Origin of the sequence: Magnetospirillum sp. SS-4 (genome assembly GCF_902729425.1) — a bacterium.
Classification (GTDB): Bacteria; Pseudomonadota; Alphaproteobacteria; order Rhodospirillales; family Magnetospirillaceae; genus Phaeospirillum.
The window spans coordinates 1-16,549 of the sequence record NZ_CACVCH010000078.1 but is presented as its reverse complement, the minus strand read 5'-3'; the positions used below and the strand labels follow the sequence as shown (position 1 = coordinate 16,549).

Here is a 16,549-nt window from a genome sequence, read left to right as displayed (position 1 = left end):
GCTGTATAAGGCGTGGCTTCGGTCACGCCGGGCCCGATGGCCGGTCCCCGTGACTGGGGACCGGTGACGGCTGCAGGAGTGTAGCTCAACTGGTAGAGCACCGGTCTCCAAAACCGGGGGTTGGGGGTTCGAGCCCCTCCACTCCTGCCAAGTCGTTCCATCACCTTCCCGATGGCGCGCAATTACGACAGTAGAGAAATGGCAAAGACGTCTCCGGCCCTTTTCGTCAAGCAGGTCCGCCAGGAAGTCGCCAAGGTGACTTGGCCGTCGCGGCGTGAAACCACCGTCTCCACCGGCATGGTGTTCGTGATGGTGCTGATCACCGCTATCTTCTTCCTGGTCGTCGATCAGATCTTCGCCTGGAGCGTCAAGCTCGTGTTCGGTCTGGGAGGCTGATGAGCATGGCCACCGCCCGCTGGTACGTGATTCACGTCTATTCCGGCTTCGAGAAGAAGGTCGCCCTGTCGGTCCGCGAGCAGGCCGAGCAGAAAGGCATGGCCGATCTGTTCGAGCAGGTCCTGGTTCCGACCGAGGAAGTGGTCGAGGTTCGCCGCGGCGCCAAGGTGAACGCCGAGCGCAAGTTCTTTCCCGGCTACGTCCTGGTCAAGATGGTTCTGACCGACGACACCTGGCATCTGGTCAAGAACACGCCGAAGGTCACCGGGTTCCTGGGCGGCAAGGGCCGTCCGGTTCCGATCACCGAATCCGAGGCCGAACGGATCATCAAGCAGGTTCAGGACGGGGTCGAGCGTCCCAAGCCCTCCATCACCTTCGAGGTGGGCGAGCAGGTCCGGGTCAGCGACGGTCCCTTCACCTCGTTCAACGGCCTTGTCGAGGAAGTCGACGAGGAGAAGGCCCGCCTCAAGGTGGCGGTTTCGATCTTCGGGCGCTCCACGCCGGTCGAGCTGGAGTACTCTCAGGTCGAGAAGGTCTGAGATTTTTCACCGCAAGCCGCTTCGCCGGACCGGCGGAGCGGCCTGTGGCCGTATTGGTTTTCCGGTTCCGGATGTCCGGTGCCGGTTTGGTCGGCGGAAGGCTCGCCAAGGCCGTACCGCCAACTCTGGATGACAGTCAGAGGATAGTCAGATGGCAAAGAAGATCGTGGGCTACGTCAAGCTCCAAGTCCCGGCCGGCAAGGCCAATCCCTCGCCGCCGATCGGTCCCGCGCTGGGTCAGCGCGGCCTGAACATCATGGAATTCTGCAAGTCCTTCAACGCCCAGACTCAGGGGCTGGAGCCGGGCATGCCGATTCCGGTGGTGATCACCGCCTATTCGGATCGCACCTTCACCTTCGTCACCAAGACCCCTCCGGTCACCTACTTCCTGAAGAAGGCCGCCGGCATCACCAAGGGAACCACCACCCCCGGCAAGGGGACGGTGGGCGAGGTGACCATGGCGCAGATCCGCGAGATCGCCGAGAAGAAGATGGTCGACCTCAACGCCAATGACGTCGAGGCGGCTGCGAGCATGATCGTCGGTTCTGCCCGTTCCATGGGCCTCAAGGTGGTGGAGTAGTCAGATGGCCGAAGGAAAGCGCCTGAAGTCGGCCTATGCCGGCATTGACCGCAACAAATTCTACAGCCTCGCCGACGCGGTGAAGGTGATCAAGGCCGGCGCCGTCGCCAAGTTCGACGAGACCGTCGAGATCGCCCTGAACCTGGGCGTCGACCCCCGTCACGCCGACCAGATGGTCCGCGGCGTGGTCGAACTGCCCCACGGCACCGGCAAGACCGTCCGCGTCGCCGTGTTCGCCAAGGGCGACAAGGCCGAGGAAGCCAGGAAGGCCGGAGCCGACATCATCGGCGCCGACGATCTGTTCGAGATCGTCAACGGCGGCACCATGGATTTCGACCGCTGCATCGCCACGCCCGACATGATGGGTCTGGTTGGCCGCCTCGGCAAGGTTCTCGGCCCGCGCGGCCTGATGCCGAACCCGAAGCTGGGAACCGTCACCGCCAACGTCACCGAGGCGATTCGCGCCGCCAAGGCCGGTCAGGTGCAGTTCCGCGTCGAGAAGGCCGGCATCGTCCATGCCGGCATCGGCAAAGCGAGCTTCGCCGAGGACAAGCTGGCCGAGAACGTCAAGGCGTTCGTCGACGCCATCAACAAGGCCAAGCCCCAGGGCGCCAAGGGCACCTATCTCAAGAAGGTGTCGCTGAGCTCGACCATGGGGCCGGGCGTGAAGCTCGAAATCGCTTCGATCGGGGCGTAACGCTCCGGTCGCGCGACAATTCCCCTTCCCCTCGCTGAGGGGGAGGGGGCCAGGGTCTCTCCGGTGTCGGAGGGACCCGCACCTGTCCGAGACCGCAGGTGCCGAGGGACGGCTTGCCGCCCCAAGGCTTGATGGGAGTTCCCGCCTGCCGAGACAGAGGTAAAGGGACGTTTTCCGTCTCCTCTCCCCTGGGAGGGCGACGGTTGCGGCTTGAAGCTTCTGGGACAGGCCACCGGCCCCGACGGGCGGCGTGCCGCCGGTTGGAGCCATGGGCAATGGACCGATGTTTTCCGTCTTGGGGATCATCCCGATGGCGGGGGCTTCGGCTCTATGTTTGGAGACGAAAGTGGACCGGACACAGAAAGCAGATTGGGTCGGGTCGCTGCATGGAACGCTCGGAGACGTCGGTCTCGTCATCGTCACCCACTACAAGGGACTGACGGTTGCCGAGATGACCGCTCTGCGCGTCAAGATGCGCGCGGCCGGAGCCAGCTTCAAGGTGACCAAGAACCGTCTCACCAAGCTTGCCCTTGCTGGTACCGAGTTCGAGAACCTCGCTGACCTGTTCGTCGGCCCGACCGCCATCGCCGTTTCGCGCGATCCGGTTGCCGCCGCCAAGGTCGCCGCCGAGTTTTCCAAGGCCAATGAAAAGCTGGTGATCCTGGGTGGATCGCTGGGCAACAAGCGCCTGGATGTCGACGGTGTGAAGGCGCTCGCCACCCTGCCGTCGCTCGACGAGCTGCGTGGCCGCCTGATCGGCATGATCTCGACCCCGGCCACCCGCATCGCCGGTGTGCTCCAGGCTCCCGCCGGCCAGTTGGCCCGGGTCCTGCGCGCCAAGGCGGACAAGGACGCTGCGTGAGATTTTTCCTGACAGAACCCAAGCTTCAAGCTTTGAACTAGGAGTTATTTAAAATGGCTGATCTTGCCAAGTTGGTTGACGATCTCTCGGCCCTGACCGTTCTGGAGGCCGCCGAGCTGTCCAAGATGCTGGAAGAGAAGTGGGGCGTTTCCGCCGCCGCTCCGGTCGCCGTGGCCGCCGTGGCCGCCGCTGCCGCTCCGGCCGCCGAGGAAAAGACCGAGTTCGACGTGATCCTCGCCGAGGCCGGCGAGAAGAAGATCAACGTCATCAAGGAAGTCCGCGCCATCACCGGCCTGGGTCTGAAGGAAGCCAAGGACCTCGTCGAGGCCGCTCCGAAGCCCGTCAAGGAAGGCGCGAGCAAGGAAGAAGCCGAGAAGATCAAGAAAGTTCTGGAAGAGGCCGGCGCCAAGGTCCAGATCAAGTAAGATCGCCTTTCGGCGGATTATCCAGGGGCCGGGATGCGGGTTTCGCCTCCCGGCCCTCTGGTGCTTGTGTTTGAGACCCCACCGCCCCGGCGGTGGGTTTCGGGTCCCGCAAGGGAAAACCGCCCGTGCCCGGGACAATGGTCCGGGGGGCGCGCGGTCCGGGGAGGTCCCCCGGAATGGTCTGGTTGAGTTGGGCCGAAACCGACGATGAAGACGAGGAGCGGCAATGGCTAAATCCTATACGGGTCGGAAGCGTGTGCGCAAAAGCTTCGGGCGTATTCCCACGGTTGCGCCGATGCCGAATCTGATCGAGGTGCAGAAAAGCTCCTACGATCATTTCTTGCAGATGGGCATCCTTCCCGAGCAACGCGCCAATGTCGGCTTGCAGGAAGTCTTCAAGTCCGTCTTTCCGATCAAGGATTTCTCCGAGCGGGGAACCCTGGAATTCGTGCGCTACGATTTCGAGCAGCCGAAATACGACGTCGAGGAATGCCAGCAGCGCGGCATGACCTACGCCGCGCCGCTGAAGGTGACGCTCCGCCTGGTGGTGTGGGACATCGACGAGGATACCGGCGCGCGGTCCATCCGCGACATCAAGGAGCAAGACGTCTACATGGGCGACATGCCGCTCATGACGTCCAACGGCACCTTCGTGATCAACGGCACCGAGCGCGTCATCGTCTCGCAGATGCACCGCAGCCCCGGCGTGTTCTTCGACCACGACAAGGGCAAGACCCATTCGTCGGGCAAGTATCTGTTCGCCGCCCGCGTCATTCCCTATCGCGGCTCGTGGTTGGACTTCGAATTCGACGCCAAGGACCTGGTCTATGTGCGCATCGACCGCCGCCGCAAGCTGCCGGTCACCACGCTGCTCTACGCGCTGGACGGCGCGCCGACCGCCCAGTTGCGCAAGACCCGCGCCGCCGAGGGCCGCGGCCTGGAGCAGTCCGAGATCCGCGGCATGACCTCGGAAGAGATCCTGTCCTATTTCTATGGCAAGGTGATCTATACCCGTGGTCCCAAGGGCTGGAAGACCGCCTTCGACGCCGAGCGCCTCAAGGGCGTCAAGCTGGTCAGCGACCTGATCGACGCCAAGACCGGCGAGAAGGTGGCCGACGCCGGCACCAAGATGACGCCGCGCCTCAGCAAGAAGCTGAAGGAAGCCGGCCTCGCCGAGGTTCTGGTCGCGCCCGAGGACATGATCGGCCAGTACGTGGCCGAGGACATCATCAACGAGCTGACCGGCGAGATCTTCACCGAGGCCGGCGACGAGCTGACCAACCATCTGGTCGCCGAGCTGGAGAAGGCCGGCATCACCGAATTGCCGGTGCTGGCCATCGACCACATCAATGTCGGCCCCTACATGCGCAACACCCTGGCGGTCGACAAGAACTCGTCGCGCGAGGAAGCGCTGATCGACATCTACCGCGTCATGCGCCCGGGCGAGCCGCCGACCCTGGAAACCGCCGAGGCGCTGTTCCAGGGCCTGTTCTTCGATTCCGAGCGCTACGACCTGTCGGCGGTCGGCCGCGTCAAGATGAATTCCCGCCTCAACACTCCCGAGGTGGCCGACACCGTGCGCGTGCTGCGCAAGGAAGACATCCTGGGCGTCATCAAGGTGCTGGTGGAGCTGAAGGACGGCAAGGGCGAGATCGACGACATCGACCATCTCGGCAACCGCCGCGTCCGCTCGGTGGGCGAACTGATGGAGAATCAGTATCGCGTCGGCCTGCTGCGCATGGAGCGCGCCATCCGCGAGCGCATGTCCTCGGTCGACATCGATTCGGTGATGCCGCACGATCTGATCAACGCCAAGCCGGCGGCGGCGGCGGTGCGTGAATTCTTCGGCAGCTCGCAGCTGTCGCAGTTCATGGACCAGACCAACCCGCTGTCGGAAATCACCCACAAGCGGCGCCTGTCGGCCCTCGGGCCGGGCGGTCTGACCCGCGAGCGCGCCGGCTTCGAGGTGCGCGACGTGCATCCGACCCATTACGGCCGCATCTGCCCGATCGAGACGCCGGAAGGCCCGAACATCGGCCTGATCAACTCGCTGGCCACCTATGCCCGCGTCAATCAGTACGGCTTCATCGAGGCGCCCTACCGCAAGGTTCATGACGGCGTGGTCAGCTCCGACGTGGTCTACCTGTCGGCCATGGAAGAGGGGCGCTACACCGTGGCGCAGGCCAATTCCGGCCTGGACGAGCAGGGACGCTTCACCGAGGATCTGGTGTCGTGCCGCCGGGCCGGCGACTTCGTGCTGGTGCCGCCGGGCGAGATCGACATGATCGACGTGTCGCCGAAACAGCTGGTTTCGGTCGCCGCCGCCCTGATTCCGTTCCTGGAGAACGACGACGCCAACCGCGCCCTGATGGGCTCGAACATGCAGCGTCAGGCGGTTCCGCTGATCCGCGCCGAGGCGCCCTTGGTGGGGACCGGCATGGAACAGGCGGTGGCCCGCGATTCCGGCGCCGCCATCACCGCCAAGCGGACCGGCATCGTCGATCAGGTCGACGCCACCCGCGTCGTCATCCGCGCCACCGAGGAAACCTCGGCGGCGGCGTCGGGCGTCGACATCTACAATCTGCTGAAGTTCCAGCGTTCCAACCAGAACACCTGCATTACCCAGCGTCCGCTGGTCAAGGTGGGCGATCTGATCCAGAAGGGCGACATCATCGCCGACGGCCCCTCGACCCAGCTGGGCGAACTGGCGCTCGGCCGCAACGTCCTGGTCGCGTTCATGCCATGGAACGGCTACAACTTCGAGGATTCGATCCTGATCTCGGAACGCATCGTCAGGGACGACGTGTTCACCTCGATCCATATCGAGGAATTCGAGGTCATGGCCCGCGACACCAAGCTGGGCCAGGAGGAAATCACCCGCGACATTCCCAACGTGGGTGAAGAGGCCCTGAAGAACCTGGACGAGGCCGGAATCGTCTATATCGGTGCCGAGGTTAAGCCGGGCGACATCCTGGTGGGCAAGGTGACGCCGAAGGGCGAATCGCCCATGACCCCGGAAGAGAAGCTGCTGCGCGCCATCTTCGGTGAAAAGGCCTCGGACGTGCGCGACACCTCCTTGCGCCTGCCGCCGGGCGTGTCGGGCACCATCGTCGAGGTTCGCGTCTTCTCGCGCCGTGGCGTCGAGAAGGATGAACGCGCCCTGGCCATCGAGCGTTCGGAAATCGAACGTCTGGCCAAGGACCGCGACGACGAGCGTGGCATCCTGGAGCGGTCGTTCTTCGCCCGCCTCAAGCAGTTGCTGGTCGGCAAGAAGGTGGTTTCCGGTCCTAAGGGCGTCAAGGCCGGCCAGGTCCTTTCGGACGAGATGATGGCCGAGTTGCACCCAACCGCGTGGCGCAACATCGCCGTCGACGACGATGCCGCCATGGCCGATGCCGAGCAGCTGAAGCGGGCGTTCGACGCCCAGGTCGACAAGTTGCAGGAGCGCTTCGAGAACAAGGTCGAGAAGCTTCAGCGCGGCGACGAACTGCCCCCCGGCGTGATGAAGATGGTCAAGGTGTTCGTGGCGGTGAAGCGCAAGCTGCAACCGGGCGACAAGATGGCCGGACGCCACGGCAACAAGGGCGTCATCTCCCGCATCATGCCGCTGGAGGACATGCCCTATCTGGAAGACGGCCAGCAGGTGGACATCGTCCTCAACCCGCTGGGCGTGCCGAGCCGCATGAATGTCGGCCAGATCCTGGAGACCCATCTGGGCTGGGCCTGCGCCGGCCTGGGCCAGCAGATCGGCTCCATGCTCGACCAGTACAAGCGCAGCACCGCCACCATGGACGACCTTCGCGCCAAGTTGAAGGATGTCTATGGCGACGCCATCTACGATGACGAGATCGCGCCGCTGGGCGACGAGGAGATCACCGAACTGGCGACCAACCTCACCCCCGGCGTTCCCATCGCCACTCCGGTGTTCGACGGGGCGCGGGAAAGCGACATCGTCGAGATGCTGGGCAAGGCCAACCGGTCCTCGTCGGGTCAGGTCACCCTGGTCGACGGCCGCACCGGCGAGCCGTTCGACCGCAAGGTGACGGTGGGCTACATCTACATGCTGAAGCTGCACCACCTGGTCGACGACAAGATCCACGCGCGTTCCATCGGCCCCTATTCGCTGGTCACCCAGCAGCCGCTGGGCGGCAAGGCCCAGTTCGGCGGCCAGCGCTTCGGCGAAATGGAAGTGTGGGCGCTGGAAGCCTACGGCGCCGCCTACACGCTCCAGGAGATGCTGACGGTCAAGTCGGACGACGTTTCCGGCCGCACCAAGGTCTACGAGGCCATCGTGCGCGGCGACGACACCTTCGAGGCCGGAATCCCCGAGTCGTTCAACGTCCTGGTCAAGGAACTGCGGTCCCTCGGTCTGAACGTCGAGCTGACCCAGCGCGATTTCTAAAGATACGAACCCGGGGCGGAGGGAACGTTTCCCTCCGCCGCACCCGAAAGGTCACACGGGAGTATGTCTATGAACGAACTTATGAAGATCTTCGGTCAGGCCAGCGGCACGCAGGCCTTCGACCAGATCCGCATCTCCATCGCTTCGCCCGAGCGCATCCGCTCGTGGTCCTACGGCGAGATCAAGAAGCCCGAGACCATCAACTACCGGACCTTCAAGCCGGAGCGCGACGGCCTGTTCTGCGCCCGCATCTTCGGTCCGATCAAGGATTACGAATGCTTGTGCGGCAAGTACAAGCGCATGAAATATCGCGGCATCATCTGCGAGAAGTGCGGCGTCGAGGTGACGCTGGCCAAGGTCCGGCGCGAGCGCATGGGCCATATCGAGCTGGCCAGCCCGGTCGCCCATATCTGGTTCCTGAAGTCGCTGCCGTCCCGCATCGGCCTTTTGTGCGACATGACGCTGAAGGACCTGGAGCGGATTCTCTATTTCGAGAATTACGTGGTGGTCGAACCCGGCCTGACCCCGCTGAAGCTGCGCGAGCTGCTGACGGAAGAGCAGTACATGCGCGCCGTCGACGAATACGGCGAGGACAGCTTCACCGCCAAGATCGGCGCCGAAGCAATCCGCGACATGCTGACCGTGATCGACCTTGAGTCCGAGAAGGCCCAGTTGAAGGTCGATCTCAAGGAAACCACTTCGGAAGCCAAGCGCAAGAAGCTGGTCAAGCGCCTGAAGCTGGTGGAAGCCTTCATGGAATCCGGCTCGCGCCCGGAATGGATGATCCTGGAAGTGATCCCGGTGATTCCGCCGGAACTGCGCCCGCTGGTTCCGCTGGACGGCGGCCGTTTCGCCACCTCCGACCTCAACGATCTCTACCGCCGCGTCATCAACCGCAACAACCGCCTGAAGCGGCTGATCGAGCTGCGCGCCCCCGAGATCATCGTGCGCAACGAGAAGCGCATGCTGCAAGAGGCGGTCGACGCCCTGTTCGACAACGGCCGTCGCGGCCGCGCCATCACCGGCGCCAACAAGCGTCCGCTGAAGTCGCTGTCCGACATGTTGAAGGGCAAGCAGGGCCGTTTCCGCCAGAACCTGCTGGGCAAGCGCGTCGATTATTCCGGCCGTTCGGTGATCGTGGTCGGCCCCGAGCTGAAGCTGCACCAGTGCGGCCTGCCCAAGAAGATGGCGCTGGAGCTGTTCAAGCCCTTCGTCTATTCCAAGCTCGAACTCTACGGCATGGCCACCACCATCAAGGCCGCCAAGCGCATGGTGGAAAAGGAGCGTCCCGAGGTGTGGGACATCCTGGAAGAGGTCATCCGCGAGCATCCGGTGATGCTGAACCGCGCCCCGACGCTGCATCGCCTCGGCATCCAGGCGTTCGAGCCGGTGCTGATCGAGGGCAAGGCGATCCAGCTGCATCCGCTGGTCTGCACTGCCTTCAACGCCGACTTCGACGGCGACCAGATGGCGGTCCATGTGCCGCTGTCGCTGGAAGCCCAGCTTGAAGCCCGCGTGCTGATGATGTCGACCAACAACATCCTCTCGCCCGCCAACGGCAAGCCGATCATCGTGCCGTCGCAAGACATCGTGCTCGGCATCTACTACATCACCATGGAACGGGACGAACTGCCCGGCCAGAAGCTGAAGATCCGCTCCCTGGACGAATTGAAGGGCGCCATCGCCAATAATTCGGTGCTGTTCTACTGCCCGACCGATCCCAACGCCAAGATCGACGCCAAGGACGTCGACGGCCTGCTCGACCGCATCGCCCGCCGCGAGGTGACGGTTCACCGCCGCGTCAACGTCGCCAGCCGCGACGCGCTGGAGGCCGGGCTGAAGCGCGGCGAACTGCGTCTGTTCAACGTGGACAAGCCTGGCACCCCGTTCGCCGCCGCTTCGGTGGACGAGGCCGAGAAGGCCATCAAGGCCGGCAAGGCCATCGTCTACAAGCTGCCGGTCTTCGCCACCATTTCCGAGATCGAGGAAGCGCTGGCCGAGAAGACCATCACGCTTCACTGCAAGATCCGGGCGCGGTTCCACACCGTGGACAGCGAGGGCGAGCCGCTGACCCACATCGTCGAGACCACCCCCGGCCGCATGCTGCTGTCGGTGATCCTGCCGCGCAACAAGAACGTGCCGTTCTCGCTGATCAACCGCCTTCTGACCAAGAAGGAGATCCAGAACGTCATCGACGTGGTCTATCGCCATTGCGGCCAGAAAGAGACGGTGATCTTTGCCGACCGCATCATGGGCATGGGCTATTCCAACGCCTTCAAGGCCGGCATCTCGTTCGGCAAGGACGATCTGGTCATTCCGCCCGAGAAGACCAAGCTGGTCGGCGATACCGAAGAGAAGGCCAAGGAATACGAGCAGCAGTATCAGGACGGCCTGATCACCCAGGGCGAGAAGTACAACAAGGTGGTCGACGCCTGGTCCAAGTGCACCGACGACGTCGCTGACGCCATGATGAAGCAGATTTCCAGCCAGCATCCCGGCAAGCCGATCAATTCCATCTACATGATGGCCCATTCCGGCGCCCGCGGTTCCGCCGCCCAGATGAAGCAGCTGGCCGGCATGCGCGGCCTGATGGCCAAGCCGTCGGGCGAGATCATCGAGACGCCGATCATCTCGAACTTCAAGGAAGGCCTCACCGTGCTGGAGTACTTCAACTCCACCCACGGCGCCCGCAAGGGTCTGGCCGACACCGCGCTGAAGACCGCCAACTCGGGCTATCTGACCCGCCGTCTGGTCGACGTGGCCCAGGACGCCATCATCCACGAGGAGGATTGCGGCACCACCAACGGCTTGACCGTGTCACCGGTGATCGAGGGTGGCGAGGTCATCGCCTCGCTGGCCGAACGCATCCTCGGCCGCTCGGCGGCGCGCGACATCGTCAATCCGGCGACTGGCGAGGTCATCGTCGCCGCCGGCCAGATGATCCAGGAAACCGAGGTCGAGCGGATCGACGCCGCCGGCATCGAGACCGTGGTGATCCGCTCGGTTCTTACCTGCGACTCGGAAGAGGGCGTGTGCGGCACCTGCTATGGCCGCGATCTGGCGCGGGGCACCCGCGTCAACGTCGGCGAGGCGGTCGGCGTCATCGCCGCCCAGTCCATCGGCGAGCCCGGCACCCAGCTGACCATGCGGACCTTCCACATTGGCGGCGCCGCCCAGCGCGGCGCCGAGCAGTCCAGCATCGAGGCGTCGCTCGATTCCACCGTCCAGGTCATCAACCGCAACATGGTGGTGAACTCGTCGGGTCACAGCATCGTCATGAGCCGTAATTGCGAAGTGGCGCTGCTGGACCACAACATGCGCGAGCGTGCCCGCCACCGCGTTCCCTACGGCGCCAAGCTGCTGGTGGACGAGGGGCAGAAGATCACGCGCGGCACCAAGATGGCCGAGTGGGACCCCTACACCCTGCCCATCATCACCGAGCGGGCCGGCATCGCGCATTACGTCGACCTGACCGAGGGTCTGTCCATGCGCGAGGTGGTCGACGAGGCCACCGGCATCGCCAGCAAGGTGGTCATCGACTGGAAGCAGCAGCCCAGGGGCGCCGAGCTGCGTCCCCGCGTCACGCTGCGCGACGAGAAGGGCGAGGAAGTGGTTCTGGCCAACGGCCTGGAGGCCCGCTACTTCATGAGCGTGGACGCCATCCTGTCGGTCGAGAACGGTACCAAGGTCAATGCTGGCGACGTTCTGGCCCGCATTCCGCGCGAATCGTCCAAGACCCGCGACATCACCGGCGGTCTGCCGCGTGTGGCGGAACTGTTCGAGGCGAGGAAGCCCAAGGATCACGCCATCATCTCCGACATCGACGGCCGGGTCGAATTCGGCAAGGACTACAAGTCCAAGCGCCGGATCATGGTGGTGTCCGAGGATGGTGACGCGGTCGAGTACCTGATCCCCAAGGGCAAGCACATCAGCGTGCAGGAAGGCGATTACGTCCGCCGCGGCGACCCGCTGATGGACGGCAACCCGGTGCCGCACGACATCTTGAAGGTGTTGGGCGTCGAGGCGCTGGCCCAGTACCTGATCAACGAGATTCAGGAGGTCTATCGTCTCCAGGGCGTGAAGATCAACGACAAGCACATCGAGGTGATCGTTCGCCAGATGCTGCAAAAGGTCGAGATCACCGACCCCGGCGACACCACGCTGCTGGTGGGCGAGCAGGTCGACCGCGTCGAGTTCGACATCGAGAACTCGAAGGCGATCCGCGAGCAGGGCCGTCCGGCCTCGGGCACGCCGGTGCTTCAGGGCATCACCAAGGCGTCGCTCCAGACCCACTCGTTCATCTCGGCGGCTTCGTTCCAGGAGACCACCCGCGTGCTCACCGAGGCTTCGGTCTCGGGCAAGGTGGACACCCTCCAGGGTCTGAAGGAGAACGTTATCGTCGGACGCCTGATCCCTGCCGGCACCGGCTCGGTGATGAACCGCCTGCGCGCCATTGCCGCCAAGCGCGACAAGGACATGCAGGACCTGGAGGACGCGGGGGTTGCCGCCATTCCCGGCGACACCGCTCCCGAGGCTCCGCCCGCCGCCGAGTAATCCCGGCCGGGGCTGTAATGACGGACCCCCGTCTCCGTGAGGAGGCGGGGGTTTTTCATGCGCGGCGGCCCGTCGCTTCCGCCACGGCCAAAAAAAACCGCCCAAATGAATGGGCGGTCTGGAAGTTGCCTAGAGAGGGAGGCTGACCCCCGGGAGAGGTCAACATCTATAATGATAATGACACGCAATATCGCAATGCACAAGCGGAATCGTGACCCTGTCCGGCATCATTCCTCGACGGAAGCCGGGTTGGGCTCGCAGCCGGTCCGCAGATGCCCGGCGGCGGTGGCCACCGCCACCGGATGACCGAACAGGTAACCCTGGGCGAAGTCGCAGCCGTGGAGCCGCAGGAAATCGGCCTGCGCCTCGGTCTCCACGCCCTCGGCCACGACGTCCAGCGACAGCGCCTTGGCCATGCGGATGATGGCGAGACAGATCGCGGCGGCCCCGTGATCGTCGGGCAGATCGACCACGAACGAGCGGTCGATCTTGAGGACATTGAGCGGAAAACTCTTCAGGTAGCTGAGGCTGGAATAACCGGTGCCGAAATCATCGATGCTGAGCTTGATGCCCAATCCCCTCAGCCGGACCAGGATGGCGCGCACGTCCTCGACGTCGCCCATCAGCATGCTCTCGGTCAGTTCCAGTTCCAGCAGTTCGGCGGGGATGGCGTATTCGCTCAGCAGGGCCTCGATATCGCCCACCAGTCCGGGGTCGCGCAATTGCACCGCCGACAGGTTGACCGCCACCGGCACCGTCTGCCGTCCCTCCGCCTGCCATGTCCGCAAGGTGCGAAGCGTCTGGCGCAGCACGCTGCGGCCGATGGCGCCGATCAGGCCGGCCTCCTCGGCCACGGGAATGAAGCGGGCGGGGGAGATCATGCCGAATTCGGCGCTGTTCCAGCGGGCCAGCGCCTCGAAGCCGATCACCAATCCGCTGGCGAAGGCGAATTTCGGCTGAAGGTGGATGACGATCTCGTCGGCCTTGATCGCCCGGCGCAATTTTTCTTCCAGGTGGCGCCGTTCGGTCAATTGCTGATCCATGGCGGCGGTGAAGACCTGATAGTTCAGGCGCCCCTTCTCCTTGGCCTTGTACATGGCGATGTCGGCCTTGCGGATCAGGGTCTCGGCATCCTGGCCGTCGTCGGGGGCCAGGGTGATGCCGATGGAGCATCCCACCTCGACGGCGTGGCTTTCGATGGCGAAGGGCTCCGACATGATGGACAGGACCTGCCTGGCCAGGTCGACCGCCTCGCCCTTGGCGACGATGCCGGGGGCCACGAGGATGAATTCGTCGCCGCCGTGGCGGCAGACGGTGTTGTGCGCGCCCTCGATGGCGCGGAGCCGGTCGGCGACCATGCGCAGCAGCCGGTCGCCGAAGCTGTGTCCCAGGGAGTCGTTGACGAGCTTGAAATTGTCGAGATCGATGAACAGCAGGCAGACGCGGCTGCCGGCGGTCATGCCGGCCAGGGCGGCATCCAGCGTCTGGTGCAGCGCCGGCCGGTTCGCCAGTCCGGTCAGGGCGTCGTGCCGGGCCAGGAACCGGATATTGGATTCGGCCTCCTTGCGCGCCGTGATGTCGCGGATGATGCCGGAAAAGAACCGCCGGCCCTGGAAGACGAAGGTGGCCAGCGACACCTCCACCGGGAACAGGCTGCCATCCTTGCGCTGGGCCGGCTGTTCGCGCGGGTCCGAACGAACGCCCTTGCTGCCCGATTCCTTGATGGCGGTCAGGATGGATTCGTGCAGGCCCGTCATGTGATCGGGCATCAGCAGGTCCAGGCTTTGCCCGACGGCCTCTGGGTGGGAATAGCCGAACATCCGGGTGGCGCCCTGGTTCCATGACACGATGACGCCGTTCTCGTCGATGACCACCATGGCGTCGCCGGTGCTCTCGGCGACCAGGCGGAATTTCTCCTCGGATTCCCGCAGATCGGTCAGCAACATCTCGACGCGGTCGGTCATGGAGTTGAACGATGCCGCCAGGGCGCCGATTTCATCGTGGCTGATGACCGGCGCCCGCCGGCCGAGATCGCCGGCCTCGACCGCCCGCACCGTCTCGCCCAGCCGGTTCAGGGGGGCCAGGATCATCCGCCGGGACTGCGCCACCATCAGCGCCGCCCCCAGTCCGGCGAACAGCAGGACCATGCCGACGATGGCGACGGCTCCCAGCGGCATGCGCAGCGCCGATTCCAGCGATTGCTCGACCACCACCACGAAACGGCGGCCGCCGATCACCACCGCCTCGCTGGTCAGGAAGGCCGGCTGTCCCGACAGGCCGCGCACGAAGCCGTCCGGCGGAACCGGCGCCAGCCGTGAATTGGCCAGAACCACCGATGGATTGCGGTGGGCGATCACCTGGCCGCGATTGTCCAGGACATAGGCGGACAGGTGGGACAAACCCGATTGCGGCGCCGTCATCTCCCATACCCGCCGGAAGCGGACCTGGGCCACCAGCAGCCCCTCGACCTCGCCGGTGGCGGGGGTCATGGACGGCACCGCCAGGCCGATCACCGGTTCGTTGGTGGCCTCGTCATACCGGACAAGGCCCAGGGCGGTCGTGCGCGACAGCAGGGCGGCCGAGACCTCGGGCAGGTGGCCGAGACCGTTGAGCGCGCTTCCGGTCCGGGCGTGATAGCGGCTGGCCCGGGCCAGGACCTTGCCGCCGGCGTCGAGAATGTCGACCTCGACGAACATCGGCTCGAACGACAGCAGCCCATTGATCAGGGTCTGGCGCGCCTCGGGAGTCAGGCGGTCCAGACCGTGCTGGCGCACCGGGATTTCCAGTTCCTGCGCCAGCATTCCCAGGTAATTGCGGAAGTCCGAGACGATGCCGCGGCCGATCTGGTGCTGGACCGACAGGGATTGCCGCTCCTGAAGCCGGAAGGCGGCGAAGGTCAGGGCGGTGCCGGCCAGGATCAGCGGCAGGATGGCGAGGGCCGCGAACGAGGTCGATAGCTTGCGGCGGAGGCTAGCGGGCATAGCCGCCCCCTCCGGTTCTGATGACGTCCGCCTGCCGGAGGATGTCTTCCGGAATGGACAGATTCAGGCGCAGGGCGGTGTCCAGGTTGACGGACAGGCGGAACTCGGCGGTTTCCACCGGCAGATCGCCGGCGGGGGTGCCCGCCAGAATCTGGGCGGCGATGCGCGCCCCCTGGCGGCCCAGTGCCCTCAGCTCGAAGCCATAGGTCATCAGCGCCCCCTTCGCGACGCTGTTGCGCTCCACCGCGCTGATGGGAATGCCGCGCTCCATGGCGGTCAGGAGGATGCGGGAGAGGTTGGAGGCGACCAGGGCGTCGGTGGGAATGAAGATGGCGTCGATGTCGGCGGGCAGGGTCTTCAGCGTGTCGTCCAGGTCCTGGGCGCTGCGCACATGCAGCAGGTCGAGCCGGATGCCAAGGTCGTTGGCGACCGGCTTGACGCGGTCCACCGACAGGCGCGGGCTGAGGTCGTCGGGATTGAACGGAACCGCCACCGCCCGAATTCCCGGCACCAGCGTTTTCAGCCATTGCAGGCGCAGCGGTTCCTGGACCCCGAAGGTGACGCCGGTGGCGTTGCGGCCCGGCCGCCCCAGGCTGTCGGCCAGTCCCGATCCGACCGGATCGGAGGCGGGCGCGAACACCAGCGGGATGCCGGCCGTTTTCGCCACTTCCATGCCGGCCTTGGCGGACGGGGTCGACAGGGCCAGCAGCAGATCGGGCTTCATCTCCGCCAGCCGCCGGGCCTCGGCCTCCAGCGCCTGGCCGGTCAGCGGTCCGCGATAGTGGTAAACGACCTTCTGTCCCTCGGGATATCCGTATTCGGCGAGACCGGCCTTGAAGCCCTCCAGCGATTGCTCGGCGATGATGCCGTGGTTGAGGACGCCGATGACCAGGACCTTGTCGCGCAGCAATCCCCCCCACTGGAGCAGGACGGCAACGGCCAGGACCGCAGCCATCCCCAATGCGAGAGCCAGCCAGCGCAGCCGCATCGTCTCGTACTCCGGTTGTCGCCGATGCGGCCGGGGACGGCGATGTCGGCCGTCGCGGACATGGGCATTGATCGTAGGAGGTAAATAAGTGTTTCCCGCACAGCTTATCAAGGATTGGCTTCGGA

The 16,549-nt window shown here is 64.9% G+C and carries 10 protein-coding genes and 1 tRNA gene; 9 read left to right on the top strand and 2 right to left on the bottom strand.

What is annotated here, in order from left to right:
* The first annotated feature begins 74 nt into the window (after window positions 1-74).
* The 9 genes from MTBSS4_RS14215 (at window position 75) to rpoC (ending at window position 12,455) form a co-directional block, all read left to right on the top strand.
* Window positions 75-150: transfer RNA gene (locus MTBSS4_RS14215), tRNA-Trp, on the top strand.
* 48 nt (window positions 151-198) lie between these two features.
* The gene (secE, locus tag MTBSS4_RS14210) at window positions 199-396 is read left to right on the top strand and encodes a preprotein translocase subunit SecE (protein WP_173984066.1); all 198 of its coding nucleotides are present in this window, start codon (window positions 199-201) and stop codon (window positions 394-396) included.
* Window positions 397-401: 5 nt separating this feature from the next.
* On the top strand, window positions 402-935 hold the full coding sequence (gene nusG, locus MTBSS4_RS14205) for a transcription termination/antitermination protein NusG (RefSeq protein ID WP_173984067.1): 534 nt from the start codon (window positions 402-404) through the stop codon (window positions 933-935).
* 151 nt (window positions 936-1,086) lie between these two features.
* On the top strand, window positions 1,087-1,515 hold the full coding sequence (gene rplK / locus MTBSS4_RS14200; RefSeq protein WP_173984065.1) for a 50S ribosomal protein L11: 429 nt from the start codon (window positions 1,087-1,089) through the stop codon (window positions 1,513-1,515).
* Between the two features lie 4 nt (window positions 1,516-1,519).
* Entirely contained in the window at window positions 1,520-2,212 is a 693-nt protein-coding gene (gene rplA, locus MTBSS4_RS14195) for a 50S ribosomal protein L1 (protein WP_173984064.1), read from the top strand.
* A gap of 346 nt (window positions 2,213-2,558) precedes the next feature.
* Entirely contained in the window at window positions 2,559-3,074 is a 516-nt protein-coding gene (gene rplJ, locus MTBSS4_RS14190; protein ID WP_173984063.1) for a 50S ribosomal protein L10, read from the top strand.
* 53 nt (window positions 3,075-3,127) lie between these two features.
* Complete coding sequence (gene rplL, locus MTBSS4_RS14185; protein WP_173984062.1) at window positions 3,128-3,499, top strand: 50S ribosomal protein L7/L12; 372 nt, start codon at window positions 3,128-3,130, stop codon at window positions 3,497-3,499.
* Window positions 3,500-3,725: 226 nt separating this feature from the next.
* Window positions 3,726-7,901, top strand: coding sequence for a DNA-directed RNA polymerase subunit beta (gene rpoB / locus MTBSS4_RS14180; RefSeq protein WP_173984061.1), 4,176 nt, complete (start codon window positions 3,726-3,728; stop codon window positions 7,899-7,901).
* A gap of 69 nt (window positions 7,902-7,970) precedes the next feature.
* A complete protein-coding gene (gene rpoC / locus MTBSS4_RS14175) occupies window positions 7,971-12,455 on the top strand; it encodes a DNA-directed RNA polymerase subunit beta' (RefSeq protein ID WP_173984060.1) in 4,485 nt (1,494 codons plus the stop codon).
* A 227-nt stretch (window positions 12,456-12,682) separates the two neighbouring features.
* Here rpoC and MTBSS4_RS14170 read toward each other — a convergent pair whose 3' ends face one another.
* On the bottom strand, window positions 12,683-15,436 hold the full coding sequence (locus MTBSS4_RS14170) for an EAL domain-containing protein (RefSeq protein ID WP_173984059.1): 2,754 nt from the start codon (window positions 15,434-15,436) through the stop codon (window positions 12,683-12,685).
* Window positions 15,426-16,424, bottom strand: a complete 999-nt coding sequence (locus MTBSS4_RS14165; protein ID WP_173984058.1) for an ABC transporter substrate-binding protein — start codon at window positions 16,422-16,424, stop codon at window positions 15,426-15,428. Before MTBSS4_RS14165 ends, MTBSS4_RS14170 begins: the two co-directional genes overlap by 11 nt.
* Window positions 16,425-16,549 lie beyond the last annotated feature (125 nt).